The sequence below is a fragment of the Cupriavidus sp. 05T41 genome (assembly GCF_056396525.1).
In genome coordinates, this window is record NZ_JBFTLQ010000021.1 from 40,020 (window position 1) to 66,805 (window position 26,786).

The 26,786-nt window shown below is 67.3% G+C and carries 28 protein-coding genes; 25 read left to right on the forward strand and 3 right to left on the reverse strand.

Going from position 1 to position 26,786, the window contains the following annotated elements; translation table 11 throughout:
• Window positions 1–10: 10 nt before the first annotated feature.
• The 7 genes from AC1DKV_RS14715 (at window position 11) to AC1DKV_RS14745 (ending at window position 7,517) form a co-directional block, all read left to right on the forward strand.
• Window positions 11–913: a lysophospholipid acyltransferase family protein gene (locus tag AC1DKV_RS14715; protein ID WP_441613368.1), complete on the forward strand. Its 903-nt coding sequence runs from the start codon at window positions 11–13 to the stop codon at window positions 911–913.
• 686 nt (window positions 914–1,599) lie between these two features.
• Window positions 1,600–2,607: a sulfate ABC transporter substrate-binding protein gene (locus AC1DKV_RS14720; protein ID WP_441613369.1), complete on the forward strand. Its 1,008-nt coding sequence runs from the start codon at window positions 1,600–1,602 to the stop codon at window positions 2,605–2,607.
• 62 nt (window positions 2,608–2,669) lie between these two features.
• Window positions 2,670–3,311 carry an NADPH-dependent FMN reductase gene (gene ssuE, locus AC1DKV_RS14725; RefSeq protein WP_441613370.1) on the forward strand — a complete coding sequence of 214 codons (642 nt, stop codon included), beginning with the start codon at window positions 2,670–2,672 and terminating at the stop codon, window positions 3,309–3,311.
• A 131-nt stretch (window positions 3,312–3,442) separates the two neighbouring features.
• Window positions 3,443–4,477 (forward strand): sulfonate ABC transporter substrate-binding protein, encoded by a 1,035-nt coding sequence (locus AC1DKV_RS14730; RefSeq protein WP_441613371.1) that lies wholly within the window; start codon window positions 3,443–3,445, stop codon window positions 4,475–4,477.
• A 147-nt stretch (window positions 4,478–4,624) separates the two neighbouring features.
• On the forward strand, window positions 4,625–5,788 hold the full coding sequence (ssuD, locus tag AC1DKV_RS14735; RefSeq protein ID WP_441613372.1) for an FMNH2-dependent alkanesulfonate monooxygenase: 1,164 nt from the start codon (window positions 4,625–4,627) through the stop codon (window positions 5,786–5,788).
• 11 nt (window positions 5,789–5,799) lie between these two features.
• Window positions 5,800–6,609, forward strand: a complete 810-nt coding sequence (gene ssuC, locus AC1DKV_RS14740) for an aliphatic sulfonate ABC transporter permease SsuC (protein ID WP_441613373.1) — start codon at window positions 5,800–5,802, stop codon at window positions 6,607–6,609.
• A gap of 26 nt (window positions 6,610–6,635) precedes the next feature.
• The gene (locus AC1DKV_RS14745) at window positions 6,636–7,517 is read left to right on the forward strand and encodes an ATP-binding cassette domain-containing protein (protein WP_441613374.1); all 882 of its coding nucleotides are present in this window, start codon (window positions 6,636–6,638) and stop codon (window positions 7,515–7,517) included.
• On the opposite strand, the gene AC1DKV_RS14750 is transcribed toward AC1DKV_RS14745, so the two are convergent.
• A complete protein-coding gene (locus AC1DKV_RS14750; protein WP_441613375.1) occupies window positions 7,514–7,669 on the reverse strand; it encodes a hypothetical protein in 156 nt (51 codons plus the stop codon). The genes AC1DKV_RS14745 and AC1DKV_RS14750 overlap by 4 nt on opposite strands.
• 105 nt (window positions 7,670–7,774) lie before the next feature.
• On the opposite strand from AC1DKV_RS14750, the gene AC1DKV_RS14755 reads away from it, so the two are divergent.
• From AC1DKV_RS14755 to loiP, 16 genes are all read left to right on the forward strand, one after another.
• Window positions 7,775–7,990: a TOBE domain-containing protein gene (locus AC1DKV_RS14755; RefSeq protein ID WP_006161487.1), complete on the forward strand. Its 216-nt coding sequence runs from the start codon at window positions 7,775–7,777 to the stop codon at window positions 7,988–7,990.
• 54 nt (window positions 7,991–8,044) lie between these two features.
• Window positions 8,045–8,971 carry an EAL domain-containing protein gene (locus AC1DKV_RS14760; RefSeq protein WP_441613376.1) on the forward strand — a complete coding sequence of 309 codons (927 nt, stop codon included), beginning with the start codon at window positions 8,045–8,047 and terminating at the stop codon, window positions 8,969–8,971.
• Window positions 8,968–9,654, forward strand: coding sequence for an RBBP9/YdeN family alpha/beta hydrolase (locus tag AC1DKV_RS14765; RefSeq protein ID WP_441613377.1), 687 nt, complete (start codon window positions 8,968–8,970; stop codon window positions 9,652–9,654). The genes AC1DKV_RS14760 and AC1DKV_RS14765 overlap by 4 nt, the downstream gene beginning before the upstream one ends.
• A 217-nt stretch (window positions 9,655–9,871) precedes the next feature.
• Window positions 9,872–10,816, forward strand: coding sequence for a sulfate ABC transporter permease subunit CysT (gene cysT / locus AC1DKV_RS14770; RefSeq protein ID WP_441613378.1), 945 nt, complete (start codon window positions 9,872–9,874; stop codon window positions 10,814–10,816).
• A gap of 1 nt (window position 10,817) precedes the next feature.
• Window positions 10,818–11,756, forward strand: a complete 939-nt coding sequence (gene cysW, locus AC1DKV_RS14775; RefSeq protein WP_441613379.1) for a sulfate ABC transporter permease subunit CysW — start codon at window positions 10,818–10,820, stop codon at window positions 11,754–11,756.
• Complete coding sequence (locus tag AC1DKV_RS14780) at window positions 11,753–12,877, forward strand: sulfate/molybdate ABC transporter ATP-binding protein (RefSeq protein WP_441613380.1); 1,125 nt, start codon at window positions 11,753–11,755, stop codon at window positions 12,875–12,877. The genes cysW and AC1DKV_RS14780 overlap by 4 nt, the downstream gene beginning before the upstream one ends.
• Complete coding sequence (locus AC1DKV_RS14785; RefSeq protein ID WP_441613381.1) at window positions 12,874–13,821, forward strand: CysB family HTH-type transcriptional regulator; 948 nt, start codon at window positions 12,874–12,876, stop codon at window positions 13,819–13,821. Before AC1DKV_RS14780 ends, AC1DKV_RS14785 begins: the two co-directional genes overlap by 4 nt.
• 284 nt (window positions 13,822–14,105) lie before the next feature.
• Window positions 14,106–14,312, forward strand: a complete 207-nt coding sequence (locus AC1DKV_RS14790) for a LiaI-LiaF-like domain-containing protein (RefSeq protein WP_441613382.1) — start codon at window positions 14,106–14,108, stop codon at window positions 14,310–14,312.
• Window positions 14,309–14,734, forward strand: a complete 426-nt coding sequence (locus AC1DKV_RS14795; RefSeq protein WP_441613383.1) for a terminase — start codon at window positions 14,309–14,311, stop codon at window positions 14,732–14,734. Before AC1DKV_RS14790 ends, AC1DKV_RS14795 begins: the two co-directional genes overlap by 4 nt.
• 118 nt (window positions 14,735–14,852) lie before the next feature.
• A complete protein-coding gene (locus tag AC1DKV_RS14800; RefSeq protein ID WP_441613384.1) occupies window positions 14,853–16,043 on the forward strand; it encodes a sensor histidine kinase in 1,191 nt (396 codons plus the stop codon).
• Window positions 16,044–16,108: 65 nt separating this feature from the next.
• On the forward strand, window positions 16,109–16,942 hold the full coding sequence (locus AC1DKV_RS14805) for a LytR/AlgR family response regulator transcription factor (RefSeq protein ID WP_441613385.1): 834 nt from the start codon (window positions 16,109–16,111) through the stop codon (window positions 16,940–16,942).
• A 121-nt stretch (window positions 16,943–17,063) separates the two neighbouring features.
• Window positions 17,064–18,326 carry an MFS transporter gene (locus AC1DKV_RS14810; RefSeq protein ID WP_441613387.1) on the forward strand — a complete coding sequence of 421 codons (1,263 nt, stop codon included), beginning with the start codon at window positions 17,064–17,066 and terminating at the stop codon, window positions 18,324–18,326.
• A 101-nt stretch (window positions 18,327–18,427) separates the two neighbouring features.
• Complete coding sequence (gene rraA, locus AC1DKV_RS14815) at window positions 18,428–18,925, forward strand: ribonuclease E activity regulator RraA (protein WP_441613388.1); 498 nt, start codon at window positions 18,428–18,430, stop codon at window positions 18,923–18,925.
• 2 nt (window positions 18,926–18,927) lie between these two features.
• Window positions 18,928–19,350: a gamma-glutamylcyclotransferase family protein gene (locus AC1DKV_RS14820; RefSeq protein ID WP_441613389.1), complete on the forward strand. Its 423-nt coding sequence runs from the start codon at window positions 18,928–18,930 to the stop codon at window positions 19,348–19,350.
• Window positions 19,351–19,981: 631 nt separating this feature from the next.
• Window positions 19,982–21,274: an isocitrate lyase gene (gene aceA, locus AC1DKV_RS14825; protein ID WP_441613390.1), complete on the forward strand. Its 1,293-nt coding sequence runs from the start codon at window positions 19,982–19,984 to the stop codon at window positions 21,272–21,274.
• Window positions 21,275–21,678: 404 nt separating this feature from the next.
• A complete protein-coding gene (loiP, locus tag AC1DKV_RS14830) occupies window positions 21,679–22,434 on the forward strand; it encodes a metalloprotease LoiP (RefSeq protein ID WP_441613391.1) in 756 nt (251 codons plus the stop codon).
• Between the two features lie 155 nt (window positions 22,435–22,589).
• Here the strand turns inward: loiP and AC1DKV_RS14835 are convergent, their stop codons facing one another.
• Together AC1DKV_RS14835 and AC1DKV_RS14840 are read right to left on the reverse strand one after the other, a co-directional pair.
• Window positions 22,590–23,024, reverse strand: a complete 435-nt coding sequence (locus tag AC1DKV_RS14835) for a universal stress protein (protein ID WP_441613392.1) — start codon at window positions 23,022–23,024, stop codon at window positions 22,590–22,592.
• 100 nt (window positions 23,025–23,124) lie between these two features.
• Window positions 23,125–24,096, reverse strand: a complete 972-nt coding sequence (locus AC1DKV_RS14840) for a LysR family transcriptional regulator (protein ID WP_441613394.1) — start codon at window positions 24,094–24,096, stop codon at window positions 23,125–23,127.
• A gap of 256 nt (window positions 24,097–24,352) precedes the next feature.
• Between AC1DKV_RS14840 and AC1DKV_RS14845 the strand changes: the two genes are divergently transcribed.
• Window positions 24,353–25,054, forward strand: a complete 702-nt coding sequence (locus tag AC1DKV_RS14845; RefSeq protein ID WP_477137626.1) for a haloacid dehalogenase type II — start codon at window positions 24,353–24,355, stop codon at window positions 25,052–25,054.
• Window positions 25,055–25,097: 43 nt separating this feature from the next.
• Window positions 25,098–26,684: a malate synthase A gene (aceB, locus tag AC1DKV_RS14850; RefSeq protein ID WP_441613397.1), complete on the forward strand. Its 1,587-nt coding sequence runs from the start codon at window positions 25,098–25,100 to the stop codon at window positions 26,682–26,684.
• Window positions 26,685–26,786: the final 102 nt, after the last annotated feature.

Here is a 26,786-nt window from a genome sequence, read left to right on the forward strand (position 1 = left end):
TGATACAAAGATGGATGACCATTTTCGGCATGGGGCAGGTGCGCTGCCCGTCTTGTTCCGGCTGATTGCCGCATTGCCGCTGCCGCTGCTGCAAGGCACCGGCCGCGTGCTGGGGCGGCTTGCCTACGCCGTCCCGGGCCAGTACCGCGAGCGCCTGCGCGCCAACGCCGCGATCGCGGGCTACCCGGATGCCGCATTTGCGCGCCGCGCCGCCGGCGAATCGGGCGCCATGATCATGGAGTTGCCGCGGGTCTGGTTTCGCACCCGGCAAAGCGTGGCGCAGGTGGTCACGGACGACTGGCACGTGGTGCAGGGCGCCATCGATGACGGCCGTGGCATTTTCTTCCTGACACCGCACCTGGGCTGCTTCGAGATTACCGCGCGCTATACCGCGCAGCGGCTGCCCCTCACCGTCATGTTCCGCCCGCCGCGCAAGGACATCCTCGCGCCGCTGCTCGACGCGGCGCGCGGCATGTCGGGCCTGCAGGTGGTGCCGGCGACCTCGCAGGGCGTGCGCGCCTTCGTGCGGGCGCTGCGCCAGGGCAATGCGGTCGGGCTGCTGCCGGACCAGGCGCCGAGCTTCGGCGACGGGGTGTGGGTGCCGTTCTTCGGCCGCATGGCCTATACCATGACGCTGCCGGGCAAGCTGGCCGCGCAGACCGGCGTGCCGATCGTTCTTGCGGCGGGTGAGCGGCTGCCGAACGGGCGCGGCTGGCGCATGCACTATGTGCGGCTGCCCGAACCGCTGCCGCCCGATGCGCCGGCGCAGGCGGCCTTGCTGAATGCGGCGATGGAAGCATTGATCCGGCGCTTCCCGCAGCAATACCTGTGGAGCTACAACCGCTACAAGGCACCGCCCGGTGCGCCGCCCGCGCCGCTCGAGGCCGAGCCGGGCGTGCCAGAGGCGCTGTAGGGGCTGTCGCCGCTGCCATCGCGGCGGTCGCACCGGGGGCGCCGTCACGACAGAATTTTCTGCTCCTGTCGCGCGTTTGACATGGGTCAAGTGCCGCGGCATGCGGGCCCGCTAAGATGGTTTCTGTCATGGAGATGCGGGGGCGCTCTTCATGACTTGTCTACCCGTTTCCAAATACGGAAACTTGGCCCGCGCCACGCAAGTGGGGCGGGCTTTTTTCTGTGCGCCGACGCGCAGACAGAAGGCGTTGCCCAAGGATCCAGGGCCCGGCCGCGGATGTTCCGGTGGTGCCGGTGCCTGGCCCGCCGGTTCCCCGGATTCCGTTCGCGCGCCACAGGATGTCGCGCAGGACTGTTGCGATGTCCAGTCGTGCGGCGGCAAGTTTCCCTCGGTTATCGCTCCGTGCGGCGCGGCTTGCTGGCCGTGTTCGGTGAAATGCGCGACAGCGGCACGCATCGCGTCACGCTCAACCCCGGCTCATCGCAGCGCGCGCATGGCCTGCCGTGCATGTCCATATTTCCGCCAAATCTTATGCGGAAAACGTGCAAGGATCGGCGAAACCATTCGTTCCTTTCAGATAGACCGGTCGGTAGTCTTCTTCCCTGACACAAGCCTTCCCACACAAGGAGGGCCATGAAACGAGGCGCAAGCGCGCCATTTCACGACAGATGACGGGAGCAAGACACATGATTCGCAAGCTGGCCATCGGATTCGCGGCACTCGCCGTGATCGGTTCCACCCAGACCGCCTGGGCCAACACCAATCTGCTCAATGTCTCGTACGACCCCACGCGGGAACTGTACGTGGACGTCAATGCCGCCTTCGCCAAGGCCTGGAAGGCCAAGGGTGGCGATGCGCTGACCATCCGCCAGTCGCATGGCGGCTCGGGCAAGCAGGCGCGCTCCGTGATCGACGGCCTGGATGCCGACGTGGTGACGCTGGCGCTGGGCTATGACATCGACGCCATCGCCGAGAAGGGCCTGCTCAAGCCGGACTGGCAAAAACGCCTGCCGCACAATGCCTCGCCCTATACCTCCACCATCGTGTTCCTGGTGCGCAAGGGCAACCCCAAGGGCATCAAGGACTGGAACGACCTGGTCAAGCCCGGCGTGCAGGTGATCACGCCCAACCCGAAGACCTCGGGCGGCGCGCGCTGGAACTACCTGGCCGCATGGGGCTACGCGCTGCGCCAGCCGGGCGGCAATGAACAGAAGGCGAAGGAATTCGTGGGCGCGCTGCTCAAGAACGTGCCGGTGCTCGATTCCGGCGCGCGCGGCGCCACCACGACCTTCGTCGAGCGCGGCCTGGGCGACGTGCTGATCGCGTGGGAGAACGAGGCGATCCTGGCCATCAAGGAACTGGGGCCGGACAAGTTCGACATCGTCGCTCCCTCCGTCTCGATCCTGGCCGAGCCGCCGGTCGCGGTGGTCGACAAGGTGGTGGACAAGAAGGGCACGCGCAAGGTGGCCGAGGCTTACCTGCAGTTCCTGTACACCGACGAAGGCCAGGAAATCGCGGCCAAGAACTACTATCGCCCGATCTCCGAGAAGGTTGCGGCGAAGTACGCGGCCAACTTCCCCAAGGTCAAGCTGTTCACCATCGACGAAGCGTTCGGCGGCTGGCAGAAGGCGCAGAAGGCGCACTTCGCCGACGGTGGCTCGTTCGACCAGGTCTACCAGCCCGGCAAGAAATAAACAGCGGCGCGGGCGTGGCGCGAGCCGCGTCCGCCGCGCCAACCAGCCAAGAAGGAAGCCCGATGTCCATCCTGACCCTGTCCGGCAGCCCGTCCGCCCCGTCGCGTTCCGCACGCCTGCTGACGCATCTGCGCGGCGTGCTCGAAGCCGCTGGCGAGCGCACCAGCCACCTGGCCCTGCGGGAGCTTCCGCCCGCCGCGCTGCTGGCGGCCAGGGTGGACGATCCCGACATTGCCGCGGCTACCCGCGCGGTGGCGGACGCCCAGGTGGTGATTCTCGCCACGCCGGTCTACAAGGCTGCCTACAGTGGCTTGCTCAAGACCTTCCTGGACCTGCTGCCGCAATCCGGGCTGCGCGACAAGGTGGTGCTGCCGATTGCCACCGGCGGCAGCCTGGCCCATACGCTGGCCATCGACTACGCGCTGCGCCCGGTGCTGTCCGCGCTTGGAGCGCGCCATATCCTGCCCGGCATCTTCGCCGTGGACCAGCAGATCGTTTTCTCCGAGACGCACGGCCTGAGCCTCGATCCCGCCCTGGAGGCGCGCCTGGCCGAGGGCGTGCTGCGCCTGCGCGAGGCGCTGGCCCATGCACGCATCGAAGTGCCGCTGGACCTGTTGCCCGGTGCTGCCGCGGCTGCCGTCGCGCCAGCGGCATTCTCGCGCCCGGCCCCGCGCCCCGCACTGGCCGAGCGATGTTCCGCCTGAGTTGAAGCGGGCGGCGCCGCCGCCGCCCCGCACACTTGCCCGCTTCGTGATCGCGATGCCGCCCGCCGACGGGCCGGCAGGCGGGCACACGTCCGCCACGCCAGAACACAACGTCACTCAGGAAGATCGACATGACCGCACCAGTCTCCACGCTTTCCGATAAACACCAGACGCCGGCTGCCGGCACCGCGCTCAAGCGCCGCCTGCTGCTGGCCGCGCTGGTCGCCGCCACCGGGCTTGCCTACGCGCTGCTGCCCGGCCGTGCGCAGGCGCAGGACAACGCCAGCAAGGTGTTGCGCATCGGCTACCAAAAGTACGGCACGCTGACCCTGCTCAAGGCGCGCGGCACGCTGGAGAAGCGCCTCGCGCCGCAGGGCATCACGGTCAAGTGGACCGAGTTCCCGGCCGGGCCGCAGCTGCTCGAAGGCCTGAACGTGGGCGCGATCGATTTCGGCACCGTGGGCGAAGCCCCGCCGATCTTCGCGCAGGCGGCCGGCGCGCAACTGGCCTATATCGGCAACGAGCCGCCGGCGCCGACGGCCGAGGCCATCGTGGTGCCGAAGGGCTCCGCGCTCAAGTCGGTGGCCGACCTGCGCGGCAAGCGCGTGGCGCTGAACAAGGGCTCGAACGTGCACTACCTGCTGGTGCGCCTGCTGGAGAAGGCAGGGGTGCAATACAGCGAGATCCAGCCCGTCTACCTGGCCCCGGCCGACGCGCGCGCGGCCTTCGAGCGCGGCGCGGTCGATGCGTGGGTGATCTGGGACCCGTTCCTGGCTGCCGCCGAGAAGCAGCTCGACGCGCGCGTGCTGGCCGATGGCCGCGGTGCCGACGGCAAGGATGTGGTCAGCAACCACCAGTTCTACCTGGCGTCGCGCCAGTACGCGCAAAGCAGGCCTGACGTGGTCAAGCTCGTCCTCGATGAACTGGCCGCGCTGGGCGCCTGGGCCGAGAAGAACCAGAAGGAGGCGGTGGCCGTGCTGGGTCCGCAGCTCGGTCTGGACCCGGCCGTGGTGGCGCTTGCGGTGTCCCGCTTCTCGTACGGCGCCCGCGCCGTGACGCCGGCGGTGCTGGGCGAGCAGCAGCGCATTGCCGACGTGTTCTACACGCTCAAGCTGATTCCCAGGCCGGTCAAGGTAGCGGACGCTGCCTGGCAGGCTCAGCACTGAGCGCGAACGCGGCCGCCGCCCGCACACGCGACTCCGCGAGGCGGTCGCTGCGAACGGCTGGTCGCGAAGCACCGCCGGGAAGCGACAAGAAGCGACACGACAAGCGCGACAAGCACGACAAGCACGACAAGCACAAGAGGTGAAGACATGCAGGTTTTCTGGTTTATCCCCACGCACGGCGACAGCCGCTATCTCGGAACCTCGGAAGGGGCGCGCGAGGTCAATTTCGACTACCTGAAGCAGATCGCCACCGCTGCCGACAACCTCGGCTACGAGGGCGTGCTGATTCCTACCGGCCGCTCGTGCGAGGACCCGTGGGTGGCGGCTGCCATGCTGGCCGCGGTCACGCGCAGGCTGCGCTTCCTGGTGGCGGTGCGTCCCGGCCTGATGGCACCGACGCTGGCCGCGCGCATGGCGGCCACGTTCGACCGCCTGTCCGGCGGACGGCTGCTGGTGAATCTGGTGACCGGCGGCAATGCGTCGGAACTGGAAGGCGATGGCCTGTTCCTCGATCATGCCGAACGTTATGAAGCCTCGGCCGAGTTCATCCGCATCTGGCGCGAGGTGCTGGCCGCCAGCCATGAAAGCGCCGAGCTGGATTTCGAGGGCAAGCACCTCAAGGTCAAGGGGGCCAAGGTTCTGTATCCGCCGCTGCAGCGGCCGCATCCGCCGGTGTACTTCGGCGGCTCGTCGGCCGCGGCGCACGAGCTCGCCGGCGAGCAGGTAGACACCTACCTGACCTGGGGCGAACCGCCACAGGACGTGGCGCAGAAGCTGGCCGACGTGCGCGAGCGCGCGGCGCGCCACGGACGCACCGTGAAGTTCGGCATCCGCCTGCACGTGATCGTGCGCGAGACCGACGCCGCGGCCTGGGCCGCGGCCGACGAACTGATCAGCCACCTCGACGACGACACCGTGGCGCGCGCGCAGGCGGACTTCGCCCGGATGGATTCGGAAGGGCAGCGCCGCATGGCCGCGCTGCATGCCGGCGGCGGCAAGCGCTCGCGCGCGGAACTGGAGATCAGCCCCAACCTGTGGGCTGGCGTGGGACTGGTGCGCGGCGGCGCCGGCACGGCGCTGGTGGGCGACCCGCAGACCGTGGCGGCGCGCATGCAGGAGTACGCCGAGCTGGGCATCGACACCTTCGTGCTGTCCGGCTACCCGCACCTGGAAGAGGCGTACCGCTTCGCCGAACTGGTCTTCCCGCTGCTGCCGCGCTCGGTGCGCGACAAGCTGCCGGGCAAGGTGTTGTCCGGCCCGTTCGGCGAAGTGATGGCGACCGGCATCGTGCCGCGTGCGTCGCAGAGCTGAGGGGGCATGCCATGACCGCTCCCTTGACTCTCCCGCCGCGCCGCGCCGCGTGGCTGAACCAGGCCGCCGGCTCGGCCGCGCCCTGGGTGGTGCCGGTGCTGCTGGTGCTGGCATGGCAGATCGCCTCGCAGGGCGGCTGGCTGTCGAGCCGCATCCTGCCGGCGCCGCTCGACGTGCTGAAGGCCGCGTGGGGCCTGGCGGTGACGGGCGAGCTGTGGCGCCATGTGTGGGTCAGCAGCTGGCGCGCCGTGCTCGGCTTTGCCATCGGCGGCGGCTTCGGGCTGGCGCTGGGCCTGCTCACGGGCACCTTCCGCCCGGCCGCGACGCTGCTCGACAGCACCTTGCAGATGGTGCGCAACATTCCGACGCTGGCGCTGATTCCGCTGGTGATCCTGTGGTTCGGCATCGACGAGACCGCCAAGCTGTTCCTGGTCTCGCTGGGTGTGTTCTTCCCGATCTACCTCAACACCTACCACGGCATCCGCGCGGTGGACCCGGGGCTGATCGAGATGGCGCGCAGCTATGGATTGTCGGGCTGGCGGCTGTACCGCGAGGTGATCCTGCCGGGCGCCTTGCCCAACATCCTGGTGGGCGTGCGTTTCTCGCTCGGCCTGATGTGGGTGATCCTGATCGTGGCGGAGACCATCTCCGCGCAATCGGGCATCGGCTACATGACGATGAACGCGCGCGAATTCCTGCAGACCGACGTGGTGCTGGTGGGCATCCTGCTCTACGCCTTGCTGGGCAAGCTGGCGGACCTGCTGTCGCGCGGGCTGGAGCGTTTCTGGCTGCGCTGGCATCCCGGCTACCAGGCGCACTGAGCGCCACCGGCCAAGGAGAACACGATATGCAAAGCAATCCGATCGAACAGGCGGCGCTGGCGGAGGTGCCACCTGCCGGCGAGCCTGGCAAGGGCCTGGCGCTGCATGTGCAGCAGGTAGTCAAGCGCTACGGCGGGCGCGAGGTGCTGCACGGCATCGACCTGCACGCCGCGCCGGGCGAGTTCCTGGCCATCGTTGGCCGCAGCGGCTGCGGCAAGAGCACCTTGCTGCGGCTGGTTGCCGGCCTGGAGGACAGCGACGGCGGCGCGGTGAGGCTCGGCGACACGCCGGGCCGCGCGCAGCAGGACGCGGTGCGGGTGATGTTCCAGGACGCGCGCCTGCTGCCCTGGAAGAAGGTACTGGACAACGTGGCGCTGGGCTTGCCGCGCGCGCGCCGTGCCGATGCGGCTCGTGTGCTGGGGCAGGTTGGCCTGGCCGAACGCGCCGGCGAATGGCCGGCACGGTTGTCGGGCGGGCAGCGCCAGCGCGTGGCCCTGGCGCGCGCGCTGGTCCATCACCCGCGCCTGCTGTTGCTGGACGAGCCGCTGGGCGCGCTCGACGCGCTGACGCGCATCGAGATGCAAGGCCTGATCGAAGGACTGTGGCAGCGCCATGGCTTCACCGCGCTGCTGGTGACCCACGATGTGTCCGAAGCGGTGGCGCTGGCCGACCGCGTGGTGCTCATCGAGGACGGGCGCATCGCGCTGGACCAGCGTGTGGCGCTGCCGCGGCCGCGCCAGCGCGGCTCGGCGGCCTTCGCGCATCTGGAGGACGCGGTGCTGCGCCGGGTGATGCAGCGCGCAGGCGATGCGCAGGATGACGGGCAGGCGCAGGGCCAGCACGAAGCCGGCCCCGCCGTCGACTGGTCGGTGGCGCGGACCGCCGACTCGGTGCGCTGGGCGATCTAGCGCCATGTAGCAGACAAGGCAGCGAAGAACACGAAAGGCAGCACCGAAGGCAACGCAAAGGGCAGCACAAAAGGCAGCACCGAAGGCAACACAAAGGCAGCACAAAAGGCAATAACGAAGGCAGGCATCGAGGCAAAGGGCATGGCGTGCATCAAACACCCGTGCCAGGCGTGCGCGGAAGGCAGCAAACCGCCGCGAGCGCCACTCACCATCTTTTACGCAATCTTCATTTTCACTCACGCAAGGGAGCTTCTATCATGAGCATTCAAGCCATCAACGTACGCAACCAGTTCCGCGGCAAGGTCGCCGCCATCATCGAAGGCCCGGTGGTCTCGGAGGTCGACGTCGAGACGCCGGCCGGCATCGTCACCTCGGTCATCACCACCCGCTCGGTCAAGGATCTCGGCCTCACCATCGGCAGCGAAGTGGTTGCGCTGGTGAAGGCGACCGAGGTTTCGCTGGCCAAGCTTTGATGCATGGTCCGGAACGGCAGGCACAACGTAGAGGAGTCCGCAAAGGAATTCGCCATGGCAAGCGCGCATGAAACAGGCGGGGCAGGCGCGGGGCTGGCAGCCCTCGCGCATTACCTGGACGGACTGCCGCGGCAACCCGGCAGCGATCGCCAGTTGTGGCGTGACGAGCATGGCCAGGTGCAGGGCCAGTTCTTCAACTGTTCGCTGACCAGTGCCTTCGAGCCGCTCATCACCCTGTCGAGCCGCGACGTGGTGGCGCATGAAGGCACGCTGCGCACCTATGCTGGTGGCGGCGTGGGGCTGGCGGCGTGGAAGCTGTTCGCGATGGCGGCCGACGATGCCTCGCTGGTATCGCTGGATCGCCTCTCGCGCCTGGTGCATGCCATCAACTATTTCGCGGCGGATGGCGACCGCAAGCTGGTGCTCAACGTGCACAACCGGCTGCTGGCGGCGGTCGCGGACGATCACGGCGCGGCATTCCGGCGCGCGCTGCAATCGCTCGGCCTGCCGATCGATCGTTTCGTGATCCAGGTGCCGGCCAGCGCCAACGACGACCTGCCGCTGCTGCTCCATGTGGTGGGCAATTACCGGCGCAACGGCTTCGCGGTGAGCCTGCAGGCATCGGATCCGGCAGAGGCGGGCGCGCTGATGGCGCACGCACTGCCCAACTGGCTCAAGCTCGATATGCGCCGCAGCTGGACGGACCGCCAGCTCGCCGGCCTGCAGGCCAGTGCCGACAGCGCCGGCGTGACCCTGATCGGGCGCCGCCTGCAGAACGCCGAGCACGCCGAGCGGCTGCAGGCGGCCGGGATCGTGCTGGGGCAGGGGGTGTTTACCGGCGAGGCGGTGAGCGCGCGCCGGCTGCACGAAGTGCAACCGGACCACCGGGCGGCGCCCGGCGATGCCGCGCGGGATGGCGGCGGGGTGGCGCGTTCCGGTCCGGGCCGCGCGCCGCTGGAATTCAGCAAGGAGCCGATATGACGCGGACGAAGAGGCCGGCGGGCATGGCCGCACCAGCCGCCGCCGAGGTGTGGCTGAAAGTGCCGAAGGGTTTGCAGATCCTCACGGTACCCGGCCTGCACGGCAGCGGTCCCGGTCACTGGCAGAGCCGCTGGGAGCAGCGTTTCCCGGACTGGCAGCGCGTGGAGCAGCACGACTGGTCGCGCCCGAGCCTGCCGCTGTGGGCCGAGCGTGTCTCGGAGAGCATCATGCGGGCGCAGCGAGTGGCGCCGCGCGGCGCCATCCTGGTGGCGCACAGCTTCGGCTGCCTGGCCACGCTGCGCCAGGCCGCGCTGGATGCCGAGGGCATTGCCGGTGCCTTGCTGGTGGCGCCGGCCGATCCGGACAAATTCGGCGTGGCCGGATTGCTTCCCGCGCACCGGCTGCCGTTTCCGACCATCCTCGTGGCCAGCCGCAACGATCCCTGGATGCAGCAGCGCACGGCATTCAGCTGGGGCACGCTGTGGGGCAGCGAGCTGCACGACGCGGGCATGCTAGGGCACATCAACGCCGATTCGGGCCTGGATCAGTGGCCGGCAGGCCTCGCCCTGCTCGATACGCTGATCCAGCGCATCGAGGCCGACGGCAGTGCCGGCCTGGCTGGAGACCGTGCCGGGCCGTGGGATGCCGAGGTGGAAGTGTCCTCGACGTTCCCTTATATCTAAAACGTCTAAGAAAATGCGTAAAGATTCGTTCTGTTTATAAGGGCGTATCTGCAGAATTTGTCTCGTAGGCCGGTGCGTTATGCGCCGGCGTCATAAAGAGAGCCCTCCCCGTAGTCCCCCGATTCCGCTAGCCGGATGCCTGGCCGCCGTATCCGCCAGTCTTCCGGACTCTGTGCGTGGGTGGCGGGTGCGGCACAGACGGCACTGACGAGACGATATGCCACCCTCGATTTCCCTGGCGGACAACCCGCCCCCGGCCAGACCGGATGCCCCCCAGGCACGCGAAAGCGCGTCAGGCAAGGCCAGCCAGCAGCGCTTTACCGTGCTCCCCGGCTTCGGCCTGTCGCTGGGCTTCACGCTGTTCTACCTGACGCTGGTCGTCCTGATCCCGCTGTCGGCCACCTTCCTCAAGACCTTCACCATGAGCTGGGAAGCGTTCTGGGGTGCGGTGAGCGCGCCGCGCGTGGTGGCCTCGCTGCAACTGAGCTTCGGCGCCTCGCTGATCGCCGCCATCATCAATACCGTGTTCGGCCTGGTGGTGGCGTGGGTGCTGGTGCGCTACCGCTTTCCCGGCAAGCGCCTGATCGATGCGCTGGTGGACCTGCCGTTTGCCTTGCCCACCGCGGTGGCCGGCATCGCGCTGACCGCGTTGTACGCCGGCAATGGCTGGCTCGGCCGCTACCTGGAGCCGATGGGCATCAAGGTCGCCTTCACGCCGCTGGGCGTGGTGGTGGCGCTGACCTTCATCGGCTTGCCGTTCGTGGTGCGCACGGTGCAGCCGGTGCTGGAAGATGCGGAGCAGGAACTGGAAGAGGCCGCCGCCAGCCTGGGCGCCACGCGCCTGCAGACCTTTGCCCGCGTGATCCTGCCGACCATCCTGCCGGCGCTGCTGACCGGCTTCGCGCTGTCGTTCGCGCGGGCCACCGGCGAATACGGCTCGGTGGTGTTCATCTCCGGCAATATGCCGATGGTCTCCGAGATCGCGCCGCTGATGATTTATTCGAAGCTGGAGCAATACGATTACGCCGGCGCCACCGCAATGGCCGTGGTGATGCTGGTGATCTCCTTCGCGCTGCTGCTGTTGATCAACCTGCTGCAGGCATGGACGCGCCGCCACCACACGGCAGGGCGCGCCGCCGTGGCGCAGGACAAGGAGAGCTGAGATGGCCGGTATCGTTACCAAGGGCCTGGGTGGCCGCGCCGCTCCCGCGGCGCGCTTCGCGGATGCCACCGGGGAAGCGCCGTGGGTGCGCTACACGCTGATCGCGGTCGCGGTCCTGTTCCTCGCGCTGTTCCTGTTCGTGCCGCTGGCTTCGGTTTTCTACGAGGCGCTGCGCAAGGGCGTGCAGACATATTTCGCTTCGCTGGTCGAGCCCGATGCCGTGGCCGCGATCGAGCTCACACTGCTGGTGGCCGCCATCGCGGTGCCGCTCAACGTGGTGTTCGGCGTGTCGGCGGCCTGGGCCATCGCCAAGTTCGAGTTCCGTGGCAAGAGCGTGCTGACCACGCTGATCGACCTGCCGTTCTCGGTGTCGCCGGTGATCTCGGGCCTGGTCTACGTGCTGCTGTTCGGCGCGCAGGGCTGGCTGGGACCATGGCTCGAGGCGCACGACATCAAGATCATGTTCGCCGTGCCGGGCATCGTGCTGGCCACCATCTTCGTCACCTTTCCGTTCGTCGCGCGCGAGCTGATCCCGCTGATGCAGGCACAGGGCAGCGAGGAAGAGGAAGCCGCCATCGTGCTGGGCGCGTCCGGCTGGCAGACCTTCCGTCGCATCACGCTGCCCAATATCCGCTGGGGCCTGCTGTACGGCGTGATCCTGTGCAATGCGCGGGCCATGGGCGAGTTCGGCGCGGTCTCGGTGGTGTCGGGCCATATCCGCGGGCTGACCAACACCATGCCGCTGCACGTGGAGATTCTCTACAACGAATACAACTTCGCGGCGGCCTTCGCGGTGGCCTCGCTGCTGACGCTGCTGGCCCTGGTGACGCTCGGCATCAAGACGCTGGTGGAACACCGGGCGCGCCGCGAGCACGCCGACGACGAGAACTTTGCGCCGGAGAATCCGGGCGCAGGCAAATTGCAAGGACAGGCATCATGAGCATCCAGGTCAGGAATGTGCAGAAGCGCTTCGGGAATTTCGTCGCGCTCGACGACGTCTCGCTCGATTTCGATGAAGGCCAGCTGACGGCGCTGCTGGGGCCGTCGGGCTGCGGCAAGACCACGCTGCTGCGCATCATCGCGGGGCTGGAGCGCGCGGACGCGGGCCAGGTCCTGCTCGAGGGCCGTGACGCGTCCAACCAGCATGTGCGCCAGCGCCAGGTGGGCTTCGTGTTCCAGCACTATGCGCTGTTCAAGCACATGACGGTGTTCGAGAACGTGGCCTTCGGCCTGCGCGTGAAGCCGCGCGCGGAGCGCCCGAGCGAGGCGCAGATCCGCGAGAAGGTGCGCTCGCTGCTGGAACTGGTGCAACTCGACTGGCTGGCCGACCGTTATCCGCCGCAGCTCTCGGGCGGGCAGCGCCAGCGTATCGCGCTGGCCCGCGCGCTGGCGGTGGAGCCGCGCGTGCTGCTGCTCGACGAACCGTTCGGCGCGCTCGACGCCAAGGTGCGCAAGGAGCTGCGCCGCTGGCTGCGCCGCCTGCACGACGAACTGCACGTCACCAGCGTGTTCGTCACGCACGACCAGGAAGAGGCGCTGGAAGTGGCCGACCAGGTGGTGCTGATGAACCGCGGCCACGTCGAACAAGCCGGCACGCCGGAAGCGGTCTACAACCATCCGGCTACGCCGTTCGTGTTCGGCTTTCTTGGCAACGTCAACCTGTTCCACGGCCGGCTCGAGGTCGGCGAGCTCGGCGGCCTGCTGCATACCGGCGAGGCGATACTGCCGGTGGTCGGCAACGGCCACGAGACGGCCGGCGATGCGGTGGCCTACGTGCGCCCGCACGACCTCGATCTCGAACGCTATGCGCCGGGCGCCGACGGCATCGCCGTTACGCTGCGCCGTGCGCTCACGCTCGGTCCCGTGGCCCAGCTCGAACTCGAGCGCGAGGACAACCAGGAGGTGATCGAGGTGGCGTTGCCGCTGGAGCGCTTCCGCCACCAGGGCTTCCGCGAGGGCGAACTGCTCGCCGTGCGGCCGCGTCAGTTGCGCGTCTTCGTCCAACCCAATTCATCAGCCCGCGCCCAGCCCAAGGCGGCGCCGGCAGGAGCCGCACAATGAACTTCCAGCAACTGCGTTCGATCCGCGAGGCGGTGCGCCGCCAGTTCAACCTGACCGAGGTCGCCAACGCGCTCTACACTTCGCAGCCCGGCGTATCGCGCCAGATCCGCGAGCTCGAAGAGGAGCTTGGCGTCGAGATCTTCGAGCGCTATGGCAAGCGCCTCACGGGCCTCACCGAGCCCGGCCGCGAGATCGTGCGGATCGTGGAGCGCCTGCTGCTCGAGGCCGAGAACCTGCGCCAGGCCGGTGACGAATTCGCCGGGCGGCATACCGGCCGCCTGACCGTGGCGACCACCCATACCCAGGCACGCTACGCGCTGCCCAAGGTAGTGCAGAGCTTCCGCCGCGCCTATCCGCATGTGACGCTGGCGCTGCAGGAAGCGTCGCCGGCGCATATCGTGGAACTGCTGCTGACCGGGCAGGCGGATATCGGCATCGCCACCGAGGCCGTGGCCAGCGAGGCCGGGCTGACTTCGTTCGAGGCCTATAGCTGGCAACACGTGCTGGTGGTCTCGCCGGAGCACCCGCTGACCCGCCTGCCCGAGCCGACGCTGGAAGACATCGCCGGCTTTCCGATCATCACCTACGACGCGGGCTTTACCGGCCGCCGCAAGATCGACGGCGCGTTCGCCGCCGCCGGGCTGCAGCCGGAGATCGTGCTGACCGCCATGGACGCCGACGTGATCAAGACCTACGCGGAACTGGATCTGGGCGTGGGCATCATCGCCTCGATGGCCTATGACGAGCGCAAGGATGCCGGCCTGGTCAGGATCTCGGCCGACCATCTGTTCGAGGCCAATACCACCAGCGTGGCCGTGCGCCGCGGTGCCTACCTGCGCGGCTATGCGCATGCCTTCATCAATATGTTCGCGCCGCATTTGTCGCGCGACACCGTCAGCAGTGCCTTGTCCGAGCCGGCCGGCGGGCAGGTGGTCGAGGCCTGATTTGCGCTGTTCCAGCGCAAGCTGGCATGCTCTTCCGGGCACATTCGCCGCCGGGATTCCGGCGGCGGGCTGCCATGCGGCGGTGCCGGTGGCACCGCATCCTCGCGTTTCGCGCCGCTCACTCCCCGTTCGTCGCACGCTGCTTCCGTCTCGCGCGGGGCAGGCGTAAAGTTCGTCCAGTACGTGGCGGATCACCTCGGTGCCGTCACATGGCGTGATGCGCCGCATCAGACGGCGTGCCGGCGATGGCGAGCGGAGCGACAAGGCTGCGAGGAGAGCGCAACATGAAACAAGGCCGTAGCGGCAGGGGGCTCCTGGCCCCGATCATCCTTATTGCGCTGGGCGGGTTGTTCCTGGCGCACAACGCCGGCGTCCTGCCCGCGTATATCACCCGCGAGGGCTGGCCTCTCATCCTGATCGCGCTCGGCGCCGTGCTGCTGGTGCGCCGACTGGCGATCCGCCGTGCGACGCAGCGGGGGCCGCGGCCATGAGCCCGCGCCCTGATGGCCTGCTGGCCTGGCAATGGCGCGGCTACGCCCGCAATCACACCGACCCGCGCAGCCTGCTGCTGCATATCGTGGCCGTGCCGATATTCATGGCAGGCAATGTGCTGCTGGTCTACGGCGTGCTGACGCTGTCCGTGCCGGCGGTGGGGCTGGGCGTGCTCTGCATGGGCGTATCGATGATGCTGCAGGGCCGGGGCCACCGGCTCGAGGCCGAGCGACCGGAGCCGTTTGCCGGCCCGCTCGATATCGCCGGGCGCATCCTGGCCGAGCAGTGGATCACATTTCCGCGCTTTGTGCTGTCGGGGCAATGGTGGGCGGCGCTGCACGGCAGGCCGGCCGGGGAAGGCGGGGCCGCAAAGGTGGCCCAGCGCACATGCGAGCCGGCCGACGGCCGTCCGAGCCGATGAGCGGCCTTTACAATAGCCCGTCAGGCAGCCGCCCGATGTCCGCGCGTGTCCAGCACATGGCGCGCCTGCCACTTTTGCCTTTCAAGACGCATCTGCCCTGTACGGAGCTTCCGTCCCTATGAAATCGCTGGGCCGCTGTCCCGCCGCCATTCCCTCGCGCCTCACGATTCTCGGGCGCGACCTCGTGTTCGTGCTGTGCATGAACACCGTGATTGCCGTCAGTCTCAACTATGGCTTCCGCACCGGCGGCTCGATGTGGCACAACTTCGTCTACAGCCACCTCATCGGCTTGTCGATCTGGCTGTTGATCGATGTTGCCCGCGTGGTGATCTGGTGGAACGAGCGGCCCACGCGCTGGCCGTTCATCTGCCTGGCCGCGATCGCCGTGCCGCTCGGGGTCATCATGGGTAGCTGGGCCACCCGGGTGGTGCTGAACGAGCCGGCGAAGTCCTTCGAAGAGGCCACCGACATGCTGCGCATGTGCCTGGTGGTGGGCATGCTTGCCTCGGCCAGCATGATCTACTTCTACTGGTCGCGCGAGAAGCTGGCGCACCTGGAGCGGCAGGCCGCGCTGGATGCGCTGCAACGCGAGGAAGCCGAGAAGCAACTGGTGCGCGCGCAGCTGATGGCGCTGCAGGCGCAGATCGAGCCGCACTTCCTGTTCAATTCGCTGGCCAACCTGGACTGCCTGATCGCCACTGACCAGCAGGCCGCGCGGCGCCTGCTGCAGCGGCTGATCGGCTTCCTGCGGATGTCGCTGGCGCACACGCGCGCCGAGCAGTGCACACTGCGCCAGGAGTTCGAACTGTTGCGCAGCTACCTCGATATCCAGTGCCTGCGCTTCGGCACCCGGCTCAGCTACAGCGTCGACCTGCCGCCGGAACTGGCTGAAGTGGAGATCCCGCCAATGCTGATCCAGCCGCTGGTGGAAAACGCGGTCAGCCATGGCATCGAGCCGTGCATGCACGGCGGCAGCATCGTGTTGTCGGCGCGCGCGCTGGGCGACGCGGCGGTGCAGGTGGTGATCGCCGATACCGGCGTGGGCTTCGGCCATGCCGTGACGAAGGGGTCGGGCCTGGGCCTGACCCATGTGCGCGAGCGCCTCGCACGCATCTTTGGCGCCGCGGCAAGCATGCAGATGGAAGAAAATTCGCCGCGCGGCGTGGTCGTGCGGCTGACGCTGCCGGTCATGCGTCCTACGGTGACCGCCATCATCGCGCGTACGGCGGCACCGGCGGGCACGATCCCGGCGGGGATCGGCATCGCCCCGGTTGCCAGTGCCGCCGCGCATGGCGCCCCGCAAGCCTGACGCAGCGCTGAGCGCTGCGGCAATCCCTGCCGTCCCGACTGTCCCGACCGTCCACTACCGTTCCCATGTCCCCGACCTTGTTGATCGCCGACGATGAGCCGTTGCTTGCGCGCGCCCTGCATGCAGAACTGAGCAGCCTGTGGCCGGAGGCGCAGGTCGTGTCCGTGGTGCATGACGGCGTGTCCGCGCTGGAGGCGGCACGCCAGCATGCGCCGCAAGTGGCCTTCCTCGATATCCGCATGCCGGGCATGAGCGGCATGGACGTGGCGCGTGAACTGATGGAGTTCGATCATCCGCCGCTGGTGGTGTTCGTCACCGCCTATGACCAGTTCGCGCTGGAAGCCTTCGAGCGCGAGGCGGTCGACTATGTGCTCAAGCCGGTGCAGCCGGAGCGGCTGGAGGCCACCGTGCAACGCCTCAAGGGGCGGCTGGCCGAGCATGCCCAGGCTGGCGAAGAGGGTGGCGCGGCGCTCGATACCGGCCGCCTGGCGCAACTGCTGGCGCGGCTCGAGACGCTGGAGCCGCCAGGCGGCGGCGCCCCGCAGCAGCCGGCCGCGGGCGCGGGCCAGCACGGCTACCTGCGTTTCATCAAGGCGCTGGTCGGGCAGGAGATCCGCATCATCCCGGTGGACGAGGTGATCTACCTCGAGGCAACCGACAAGTACGTCAACGTGGTGTCTACCAGCGGCGAGGCGCTGATCCGCACCAGCCTGCGCGAGCTGTCCCAGCAGCTCGACCCGGAACGCTTCTGGCAGATCCATCGCGGCACGGTGGTGAACATCGACTGCGTGGCCAGCGCCGTGAACCAGTCGCTCGGGCGGCTCGCGCTGAAGCTGCGCAACCGCGCCGAGACCCTGCCGGTGGCACGCCAGTACGCCTATCTGTTCAAGCAGATGTAGCGCTCGGGCCACGCCAGCCGGGCGTGGTTTTCCTCTATGATGCGATATTCGCAGCGCGCGTCCCATGCCAGGCAGCAGCGGCAGGCGCGCCCATGCACCGCACTGTACGGATAGCCGCCCGATGACCGCCGCCACTCTCGATCCCGTCCGTAATCCGCTGCGCCACGACGCCCAGGTCATCGGCCTGGTGGGGCTCGCGCACGGGGTTTCCCATTTCTACCACCTGCTGCTGGCACCGCTGTTCCCGTGGATCAAGGCCGAGTTCGGCCTGAGCTATGCCGAGCTGGGTTTGCTGATGACGGTGTTCTTTGCCGTCTCGGCCTTGGTGCAGACCGCTTCGGGCTTCGTGGTGGACCGCTTCGGCGCTTCGCCCGTGCTGTTCGGCGGCCTGGCGCTGCTGGGTTCGGCGGCCTTGCTGCTGTCATTCAGCCCCAGCTACGCCATGCTGCTGTTCGGCGCCGGCGTGGCCGGCATCGGCAACGGCGTGTTCCATCCCGCCGATTTCACCCTGCTCAACAAGCATGTGTCGCAGCCGCGGCTGGGACATGCGTTCTCGGTGCACGGCATCTCCGGCAACCTCGGCTGGGCCGCGGCCCCGGTATTCCTGGTCACGCTGGCCGAACTGAGCAGCTGGCGCACGGCGCTGGCCTGCGCGGCGGTGGTGGCGTTCGGCGTGCTGGCCGTGCTGCTGGTGTTTCGCCGGGTGCTCGATCCCCGCACCGCCATGGCGGCGAAGGCGGGCGCGCCGGCAGGCAAGGCGGCCGGCGGCGGCATGCTGGCCTTCCTCAGGCTGCCGCAGGTCTGGATCTGCTGGGCCTTTTTCCTGGTCACCACGTTTTCGTTCTCGGGCATCCAGAGCTTCGCGCCGACCGCGCTGACCCAGCTCTACGGCATGCCGCTGGCGCTGGCCACGGCTTCCTACACGGTCTACATGCTGTGCAGCGCCGGGGGCATGATCGTGGGCGGCTTCGCCGCCGGGCGCACCAGCAACCATGACCGCCTGATCGCGATGAGCTTCACGCTGTCCGGCTTGGTCGCCATCGTGGTGGGGCTGGGCGTCTTGCCGGCCGTGATGGTGCCGGTGCTGATGGGGGTGATCGGCTTCGGCGCGGGCACCGCCGGGCCCTCGCGCGACCTGCTGGTGCGCGCGGCCGCGCCGGCGGGCGCCACCGGCCGGGTCTATGGGGTGGTCTATTCCGGCCTGGACATCGGGCTGGCCAGCGGCCCGCTGTTCTTCGGCGCGCTGATGGACGCGCGCTGGCCGAGCTGGGTCTTCTTCATGATCGGTGCCTTCCAGATGCTGGCGATCTTCACCGCCGTCACCGTCGGCAACGGCAACCGCTCGCGCCGCGAGGCCGGGGCGCGGGGCGCGCCCGCCGGCTGAGAGCGGGCGCTCCCCGGCAGGTGGCTGGCGGTGCATGCGCGGGCGCCGAATCTCACCGGATTTCACCGGATTCTTTCCCTCTCATGATTCAGGAGTCATCCATGAACTTTGCCACCGCCGACCTCTGCGATGCCAACGAAGCACGGCTGGCCGACGGCACGCTGCGCGTGCTGGCGCCGGTGTTCCGCCATTTCGGCAAGCGCGCGGCCTTTGCCGGCCCGGCGGCGACGCTGAAGGTGTTCGAGGACAACTCGCTGGTGCGCGAAGCGGTGGAGTCGCCCGGCAACGGCCGCGTGCTGGTGGTGGACGGCGGTGGCTCGCTGCGCTGCGCGCTGGTGGGCGGCAACCTCGGCGTGCTGGCGGAAAAGAACGGCTGGGCTGGCATTGTCGTCAACGGCTGCGTGCGCGACAGCGCCGAGCTGGATGTGTGCGATATCGGCGTGCGCGCGCTGGCGCTGCATCCGCAGAGAAGCCAGAGGCGCAATGTGGGCGAACGCGAAGTCACGGTGCAGATGCCCGGCGCGGTGGTGCGTCCTGGCGACTGGATCTACGCCGATGCCGATGGCGTGCTGGTGGCCGATACCAAGCTGGGGAGCTGAGCATGCCGGTGGTATTCGTCTACGGCACGCTGCGTGCCGGCGAAGTCAACGACCTCAACGCCGCCGCGCGCAAGCACGGCATCGCGACACCGCGCCTGCTGGGCAGCGCCACGGTGCCTGGCCGGCTCTATGACTTCGGCACCTATCCCGGCCTGGTGCTGGATGCCGGCGCGCCTGGCGTGGCCGGCGATCTCTACGAGGTGGATGCCGCGCTGGTGCCGGTGCTCGACGAGATCGAGGAGGTCTACCCCGGCCAGGCATCGTTGTTCGTGCGCGAGGAGCGCAGCATTGTCGCCGGCGGGCAGTCCCTCAGTTGCCTGCTCTATCCGGTTGGGCAGGACGCGGTGGCCGGCCTGCCACGTATCGCCTCCGGCGACTGGGTGGCCTACCGGCGCGAGCGCGAGGCCGGGCTGTCGCCGGCCTGAGCGATCCGGTTCGCCCCGGGCATCGTCCCGGACATCGCCGCCGGCGCAGCGCCGGCATTCCCTCAGGTATTTCAAGCGGCATGACCGATGCCCGCCGCGCAACGACGCCTGGCGGAGCATCGGCAACCATGCCATCACCCAGTGTCCTGGGTTCGCGCATGCCTTGCCGATGGCGCTCCGGAGTGACAAGCGCTGCAACGCGCACGCAGGCCAGACGGGCAGGGCGCGAGAGCGCCGGCAGCCCGGCAGGGATACGTGTCACCCCTTATATTTCACGATGTGGAATGTTGTTTTGAGCCACAAAAAATGTAACTGCGAAGCACAAGGGGCATCTCTCATGATGGGGTATAACTTGCCGCATTGTGAAATTAACGCAGTAACTATATGATTTTGTTGAATAAAAAAACTAAGCGACGACTGCATTCCGGGCTGTTGCGACGCGGAACGCTTCCCTACACTCTTATATAAGACACATGACCCGAGGCGCGAAAAACAGGGCCACCGGGAAGCAGGCAACTGCCTCCGGAAATCACCCCGACAGCGCCTCGGTCGGCTGCCCGGCAGCACGTTCCGGCAAGCCAGCCGCAAGCTTTCTTACGCCATATCCGTCTCAATCACCAGGAGAGTGCACATGTCCCGCGAACAAGAAATCCAGAAGCTGCAAAAGGAATGGGAAACCAACCCGCGCTGGAAGGGCGTGAAGCGCAACTACACGGCGGAAGACGTGGTCCGCCTGCGGGGCTCCGTGCAGATCGAGCACACCCTGGCCCGCCGCGGCGCTGAAAAGCTGTGGCACCTCCTGAACACCGAGCCGTTCGTCAACACGCTGGGCGCGCTGACCGGCAACCAGGCCATGCAGCAGGTCAAGGCCGGCCTGAAGGCCATCTACCTGTCGGGCTGGCAAGTCGCGGGCGACGCCAACCTGGCCGGCGAAATGTACCCCGACCAGTCGCTGTACCCGGCCAACTCGGTGCCGATGGTGGTCAAGCGCATCAACAACACCTTCCAGCGCGCCGACCAGATCCAGTGGAGCGAAGGCAAGGGCGACACCGACTTCTTCGCGCCGATCGTGGCTGACGCGGAAGCCGGCTTCGGCGGCGTGCTGAACGCCTTCGAACTGATGAAGTCCATGATCGAAGCGGGCGCCGCCGGCGTGCACTTCGAAGATCAGCTGGCTTCGGTCAAGAAGTGCGGCCACATGGGTGGCAAGGTGCTGGTGCCGACGCGCGAAGCCGTCGCCAAGCTGACCGCGGCGCGCCTGGCCGCCGACGTGTCCGGCGTGCCGACCCTGGTGATCGCCCGTACCGACGCCGAAGCCGCCGACCTGCTGACCTCGGACGTGGATGACAACGACAAGCCGTTCTGCACCGGCGAGCGCACCGTCGAAGGTTTCTACCGCGTGCGCAACGGCCTGGATCAGTCGATCTCGCGTGCCCTGGCTTACGCCGAAGTGGCTGACCTGGTGTGGTGCGAAACCGGCAAGCCGGATCTGGAGTTCGCCAAGAAGTTCGCTGAAGCCGTGCACGCCAAGTTCCCGGGCAAGATGCTGGCCTACAACTGCTCGCCGTCGTTCAACTGGAAGAAGAACCTGGACGACGCCACCATCGCCAAGTTCCAGAGGGAACTGGGCGCGATGGGCTACAAGTTCCAGTTCATCACGCTGGCCGGCTTCCATTCGCTGAACTACTCGATGTTCAACCTGGCCTACGGCTATGCCCGCAACCAGATGAGCGCCTTCGTCGAACTGCAGGAAAACGAATTCGCCGCGGCCGAGAAGGGCTTCACCGCCGTCAAGCACCAGCGCGAAGTCGGTACCGGCTACTTCGACGCCGTGACCCAGGCCATCGAAGGCGGCCAGTCGTCCACGACCGCCCTCAAGGGTTCGACCGAAGACGAGCAGTTCTTCGACAAGAAAGTAGCCTGAGGCTCCGGCATCCCCGGATCTCCGGACTTCAGATAGACAGGATAGCCAGATCGACTCCTGGTCATCGTGAAGGGCGTGCGACCATCGCGCCCTTCAATTAGGCGCCGCGCCGTCTCCCGCAGGGACGGCGCGGTTTTTTGCTTTCTGGCGGGCCACGTAGGCGTAGGCGAGGGCGGCAGGCTAGGAATCCGGGAGGGGCGCGAGAAATTTCCGGTAAATGTCAAAAATAATGTCTGTATTGATTCGGATATTTCGCGATCATTTTGGATGATTTCGACGATATGATTTCCCGGTGTGTGCCAGAAACGGTACATCGAGAACCGCCGGTGAGCCACCGGCACATGTCCATGCGAGCCCACTGGCGGACGTTCCTGGCCGGTGCTCATCCGATAAGAAATACATTCATGAAGCGCAAATTCTCCCTGGCGGCTGCCATCGGCCTCTCTGCCCTCGCGGTCGGCTGCGCCGGCACCAATGTCGACGGCATGGTGGGTGCCGGTAGCTCGATGCTCAAGGCGGCCTCGCTCAGCGACGCGGACGTCAAGTCCATGTCCGACCAGGCCTGCGCCGAGTCCGACAAGACCAACAAGATTGCGGCGGCCAACAGCGCCTATGGCAAACGCCTGACCAAGATCATGGCCGGCCTGCAATCCATCGACGTCTCCAACATCAACGCCAAGGTCTACCTGAGCAAGGACGTCAATGCCTGGGCCATGGCCAACGGCTGTGTGCGCGTGCTCAGCGGCCTGATGGACATGATGACCGACGACGAAGTGCGCGGCGTGGTGGGCCACGAACTGGGCCATGTGGCGCTGGGCCACACCAGGAACAAGATGCAGGTGGCCTATGCCGCCATGGCGGCACGCGGCGCGCTGGTTGCCAGCGGCAACGGCACCGTGGCCGCGCTGTCGTCCTCGCAACTGGGAGAGCTCGGCGAACAGCTGATCAACGCGCAGTTCTCGCAGACACAGGAGAGCGCCGCCGACGACTACTCCTTCGACGTGCTCGCCAGGAACAAGGCCAACACGCGCGGCCTGGTAACGGCTTTCCAGAAGCTGGCCAAGCTCGACGGCGGCAAGTCCAGCATGTTCTCCTCGCACCCGGGCTCGGCCGACCGCGCCAAGCACATCGAGGACCGCATCAAGAATAGCGCCAGCTAAGCGGCCCGAGCCTGCGCTCGCCGGCATCGGCCGTGCATGCAAGGAAAGGCTGGCATCCCGCGGGGGCGGCCAGCCTTTTCCTTATTCTTTTTCTTATCCTTGCTTTCCTGCCCGGCATCCGAATGCAGATGCGAGCGCGGCAGCGCGATACACCGTCAGCGATACACGATGACCGGAATGTCGGTATGGGTGAGCACCTTCTGCGTCTCGCTGCCCAGCAGCAGGCCCGAGAGGCCGCGCCGGCCATGCGAGGCCATGAAGATGACGTCGCAGCCATGGCGCTCGGCGGCATCGATGATGCCCAGGTAGGGCACGGCGAACGTCGACATGTCCGCATCGAAGGAAATGCCGTCGGCCAGGGCAGCGGCTTCCACTTCCTTCAGGTACAGCCGGGCCTGGCTCTCGATGCGGTCCTTGAACGCCTGCGGGGCTTCCACCACGATCTCGCTGAAGGGCGTGTAGGGATATTCCTCCAGGCACACATAGCCGGTGACACGCGCATTGATTGTCTTGGCCAGTTCCAGCGCGCCGTCGATGGCTTTCTTGGACAGTTCCGAACCGTCGGTGGGTAGCAGGATGTGCTTGAACATGCTGGACTCCTTTGGGGCAAAGAGGCAGTGGATGGCGATGCGCCAGAGGCGGGCCGGACAGCGCCCGCCTGATTCATTGTAGGCAGGGGTGGCGCATGCGTCATTGGCTTAAATCAAATTCCTCTCCTGCGGGCGCGCGTTCCGGCGCGTGCGCGCGCGCCTGCTCGGCCCTTCGCCAGTAGCCCGGATTGCCATACGTGTTCTTGAGGTGATCGATAAACAGCCGCACGCGCAGCGGCAGGTGCTTGCGCTGGGGAAATACGGCATGGATGCCGATCGGCGGCGCCTGGAACTCGTCGAGCACCGTGACCAGCCGGCCGCTGGCGATCTCCTGCCCGACTTCCCACCAGGAACGCCACGCCAGCCCGTGCCCGTGCAGGCACCAGGCATGCAGCACCGCGCCGTCCGTGCACTCCATCGAGCCGCCGACCTTGACCGTGACCGGGCGCCCGTCCTGCTGGAAGGCCCAGCCGCGCTGCACATTGGCGCTGGCGCCGAACGCCAGGCAGTTGTGCCGGGCCAGGTCCTCGGGCACGGCCGGGGTGCCGGCGCGGGCCAGGTACGCTGGGGCGGCGACCACCACGCGGCGGTTCTCGGCCAGGCGGATGGACACCAGGCTGGAATCGGGCAGATCGCCCAGGCGGATGGCGCAGTCGAAGCCCTCGTTGACCAGGTCCACCACGCGGTCGGACAGGTCCAGCGTGATGGTCACGTCGGGGTGCGACTCGATGAACAACGGCACCAGCGGCGCCACGTGCTTGCGCCCGAAGCCGGCCGGCGCCGTCACGCGCAGGTGGCCGCTGGCCTTGACGCCACCAGCCGAAACACTGGCCTCGGCGTTGTGCAGGTCGTTGAGGATGCGCTGGCAGTCCTCCAGGAAGGCCGAGCCCTCGAAGGTCAGGCTGATCTTGCGGGTGGTACGCAGCAGCAGCTTCACGCCGAGGCGCTCTTCGAGCGCGTCGATGCGGCGCCCGATGATCGCGGGCGCCACGCCCTCGGCGGTTGCGGCGGCAGACAGGCTGCCGCGTGCCGCCACCGACACAAAGGTCTCCAGTTGCTTGAAATGATCCACGAATCTCGCCGGTTTGTGCCTCATGCCGCCCTTGCCAGCAAGCGTGCAGGGCAATGGAGTGGATTTGGTGTCTATTCTCTTGAGCGTTAGCGAAGATTAGTGGGGTAAAAGTAAAAGATCAAGTGACCCGCAACGGCTTTGCCGCACTGCAACGTCTACCTACAATGCATGCATTCATTGGTGTACAGGCCCACGCATTGGCAGACCTGCGATGCACGCGGGCCTGCAGGATTCACCCTGAGGAATTTCCTGGCTCATGCAAAAGATCCGCGCAGTCGTCTTCGATGCCTACGGCACGCTGTTCGACGTGTATTCCGTCACCGCGCGCGCAGAACAGCTCTTTCCCGGCAAGGGCGAGGCGCTGGCGATGCTGTGGCGCGAGCGCCAGATCGACTACACCCGCATCCGCTCCCTGGCCGGTCCCGACGGCGCATACTACAAATCGTTCTGGGCGATCACGGTGGATGCGCTGCGCTACGCCGCCGAGCGGCTGCAACTGGATCTTGGCCCGGCCACGGAAGCGCAGTTGCTCAAGGAATACGCCTGCCTGTCGGCCTTCCCGGAGAACCTCGGTGCGCTCAAGCGCCTGCGCGCCGCAGGGCTGCCGCTGGGCATCCTCTCCAACGGCAACCCGGAGATGCTCGATATCTCGGTCAAGAGCGCCGGCATGCACGGCCTGTTCGACCATGTGCTGTCGGTGGACCCGGTGCGCCTCTACAAGACCGCGCCGGCCGCCTACGCGATGGCGCCGCAGGCGTTCGGCTTGCCGGCGGGCGAGATTCTGTTCGTCTCGTCCAACGGCTGGGACGCATGCGGGGCAACGTGGTACGGCTTCACGACTTTCTGGATCAATCGTGCCGGTCATCCGGCGGAGCGGCTCGATGTGAGCCCTGCCGGCACCGGGCACGACATAAACGACCTGCTGCAATTCGCCCGCGCCCGCGGCGCGGCGCTCTGACAGCGGGTAACCCAAACCAACCATCGAACACAGGAGAACACAGATGGCCATCACGCTGCCTGCGGGCATGAAGATCACCGGCGAAATCCTGCCGGCCTACGAAGACATCCTCACGCCGGCGGCCCTGGCCCTGGTGGACAAGCTGCATCGCGCCTTCGAGCCGCGCCGCCAGGAGCTGCTGGCGGCCCGCGTCGAGCGCACCAAGCGCCTGGACGCCGGCGAGCTGCCCGACTTCCTGCCGCAGACCAAGAGCGTGCGCGAAGGCGACTGGAAGGTCGCGCCGGTGCCCCCCGCGCTGCATTGCCGCCGCGTGGAAATCACCGGCCCGGTCGAAGCCAAGATGGTCATCAACGCGTTCAACTCGGGCGCGGACAGCTACATGACCGACTTCGAGGACTCCAACACTCCCAACTGGCACAACCAGTTGCAGGGTCAGGTCAACCTCAAGGCCGCCGTGCGCCGCACGCTGACGCTGGACTCCAACGGCAAGCACTACAAGCTGGCCGACAAGATCGCCACGCTGCAGGTGCGCCCGCGCGGCTGGCACCTCGACGAAAAGCACGTCACCATCGACGGCCAGCGCGTCTCCGGCGGCATCTTCGACTTCGCGCTGTTCCTGTTCCATAACGCCCGCGAACAGATCGCGCGCGGCGCCGGCCCCTTCTTCTACCTGCCGAAGATGGAGAGCCACCTCGAAGCCCGCCTGTGGAACGACGTCTTCGTCATGGCCCAGAACGAAATCGGCCTGCCGCAGGGCACCGTCAAGGCGACCGTGCTGATCGAGACGATCCTGGCCGCATTCGAGATGGAAGAAATCCTGTATGAGCTGCGCGAGCACAGCGCCGGCCTGAACGCCGGCCGCTGGGACTACATCTTCTCGTGCATCAAGAAGTTCAAGGTCGACAAGAACTTCTGCCTGGCCGACCGCGCCAAGGTCACCATGACCGCGCCGTTCATGCGCTCGTACGCGCTGCTGCTGCTCAAGACCTGCCACAAGCGCGGCGCGCCCGCCATCGGCGGCATGAGCGCACTGATCCCGATCAAGAACGATCCGGAGAAGAACGCCATCGCCATGCAGGGCATCATCAACGACAAGAAGCGCGACGCCACCGACGGCTACGACGGCGGCTGGGTGGCCCACCCGGGCCTGGTCGAGCCGGCCATGAAGGAATTCGTGGCAGTGCTGGGCGACGCGCCCAACCAGTTCGGCAAGCAGCGCGACGACGTCAACGTGGCGGCCAAGGACCTGCTGGACTTCCAGCCGGAAACCCCGATCACCGAAGCCGGCCTGCGCATGAACATCAACGTCGGCATCCACTACCTCGGCTCCTGGCTGGCCGGCAACGGCTGCGTGCCCATCCACAACCTGATGGAAGACGCCGCCACCGCCGAGATCTCGCGCTCGCAGGTGTGGCAGTGGATCCGCTCGCCCAAGGGCAAGCTGGAAGACGGCCGCAAGGTGACCGCCGAGATGGTGCGTGGCCTGATCCCGGAAGAACTGGGCAAGATCAAGGAGTTCGTCGGTGGCGACACCAGGACCTATGACCGTGCCGCCGAGATCTTCGAGCAGATGTCGACGTCGGAAGACTTCGCTGAATTCCTGACGCTACCGCTATACGAAGAGATCTGACAGTTCCCATGCGCGGAGAGCACCCGGGCCTGCCCGGGTGCTCGCCGCCGCGGGTCGCCGTCATGAAGCCGTCATGAAGCCGCGCCGCCTCTTGCAGAAGAG

Bases quoted from the DNA above. Each gene is read 5' to 3' on its own strand.
- aceA (WP_441613390.1), top strand. From the start codon at position 19,982: ATGTCCCGCGAACAAGAAATCCAGAAGCTGCAAAAGGAATGGGAAACC.
- rraA (WP_441613388.1), top strand. From the start codon at position 18,428: ATGAACTTTGCCACCGCCGACCTCTGCGATGCCAACGAAGCACGGCTG.
- AC1DKV_RS14780 (WP_441613380.1), top strand. From the start codon at position 11,753: ATGAGCATCCAGGTCAGGAATGTGCAGAAGCGCTTCGGGAATTTCGTC.
- AC1DKV_RS14845 (WP_477137626.1), top strand. From the start codon at position 24,353: ATGCAAAAGATCCGCGCAGTCGTCTTCGATGCCTACGGCACGCTGTTC.
- AC1DKV_RS14715 (WP_441613368.1), top strand. From the start codon at position 11: ATGGATGACCATTTTCGGCATGGGGCAGGTGCGCTGCCCGTCTTGTTC.
- AC1DKV_RS14835 (WP_441613392.1), bottom strand. From the start codon at position 23,024: ATGTTCAAGCACATCCTGCTACCCACCGACGGTTCGGAACTGTCCAAG.
- AC1DKV_RS14820 (WP_441613389.1), top strand. From the start codon at position 18,928: ATGCCGGTGGTATTCGTCTACGGCACGCTGCGTGCCGGCGAAGTCAAC.
- loiP (WP_441613391.1), top strand. From the start codon at position 21,679: ATGAAGCGCAAATTCTCCCTGGCGGCTGCCATCGGCCTCTCTGCCCTC.
- AC1DKV_RS14730 (WP_441613371.1), top strand. From the start codon at position 3,443: ATGACCGCACCAGTCTCCACGCTTTCCGATAAACACCAGACGCCGGCT.
- AC1DKV_RS14745 (WP_441613374.1), top strand. From the start codon at position 6,636: ATGCAAAGCAATCCGATCGAACAGGCGGCGCTGGCGGAGGTGCCACCT.
- AC1DKV_RS14765 (WP_441613377.1), top strand. From the start codon at position 8,968: ATGACGCGGACGAAGAGGCCGGCGGGCATGGCCGCACCAGCCGCCGCC.
- AC1DKV_RS14760 (WP_441613376.1), top strand. From the start codon at position 8,045: ATGGCAAGCGCGCATGAAACAGGCGGGGCAGGCGCGGGGCTGGCAGCC.
- cysT (WP_441613378.1), top strand. From the start codon at position 9,872: ATGCCACCCTCGATTTCCCTGGCGGACAACCCGCCCCCGGCCAGACCG.
- ssuC (WP_441613373.1), top strand. From the start codon at position 5,800: ATGACCGCTCCCTTGACTCTCCCGCCGCGCCGCGCCGCGTGGCTGAAC.
- AC1DKV_RS14750 (WP_441613375.1), bottom strand. From the start codon at position 7,669: ATGCACGCCATGCCCTTTGCCTCGATGCCTGCCTTCGTTATTGCCTTT.
- ssuD (WP_441613372.1), top strand. From the start codon at position 4,625: ATGCAGGTTTTCTGGTTTATCCCCACGCACGGCGACAGCCGCTATCTC.
- AC1DKV_RS14790 (WP_441613382.1), top strand. From the start codon at position 14,106: ATGAAACAAGGCCGTAGCGGCAGGGGGCTCCTGGCCCCGATCATCCTT.
- cysW (WP_441613379.1), top strand. From the start codon at position 10,818: ATGGCCGGTATCGTTACCAAGGGCCTGGGTGGCCGCGCCGCTCCCGCG.
- AC1DKV_RS14720 (WP_441613369.1), top strand. From the start codon at position 1,600: ATGATTCGCAAGCTGGCCATCGGATTCGCGGCACTCGCCGTGATCGGT.
- AC1DKV_RS14785 (WP_441613381.1), top strand. From the start codon at position 12,874: ATGAACTTCCAGCAACTGCGTTCGATCCGCGAGGCGGTGCGCCGCCAG.
- AC1DKV_RS14755 (WP_006161487.1), top strand. From the start codon at position 7,775: ATGAGCATTCAAGCCATCAACGTACGCAACCAGTTCCGCGGCAAGGTC.
- ssuE (WP_441613370.1), top strand. From the start codon at position 2,670: ATGTCCATCCTGACCCTGTCCGGCAGCCCGTCCGCCCCGTCGCGTTCC.
- aceB (WP_441613397.1), top strand. From the start codon at position 25,098: ATGGCCATCACGCTGCCTGCGGGCATGAAGATCACCGGCGAAATCCTG.
- AC1DKV_RS14805 (WP_441613385.1), top strand. From the start codon at position 16,109: ATGTCCCCGACCTTGTTGATCGCCGACGATGAGCCGTTGCTTGCGCGC.
- AC1DKV_RS14800 (WP_441613384.1), top strand. From the start codon at position 14,853: ATGAAATCGCTGGGCCGCTGTCCCGCCGCCATTCCCTCGCGCCTCACG.
- AC1DKV_RS14810 (WP_441613387.1), top strand. From the start codon at position 17,064: ATGACCGCCGCCACTCTCGATCCCGTCCGTAATCCGCTGCGCCACGAC.
- AC1DKV_RS14795 (WP_441613383.1), top strand. From the start codon at position 14,309: ATGAGCCCGCGCCCTGATGGCCTGCTGGCCTGGCAATGGCGCGGCTAC.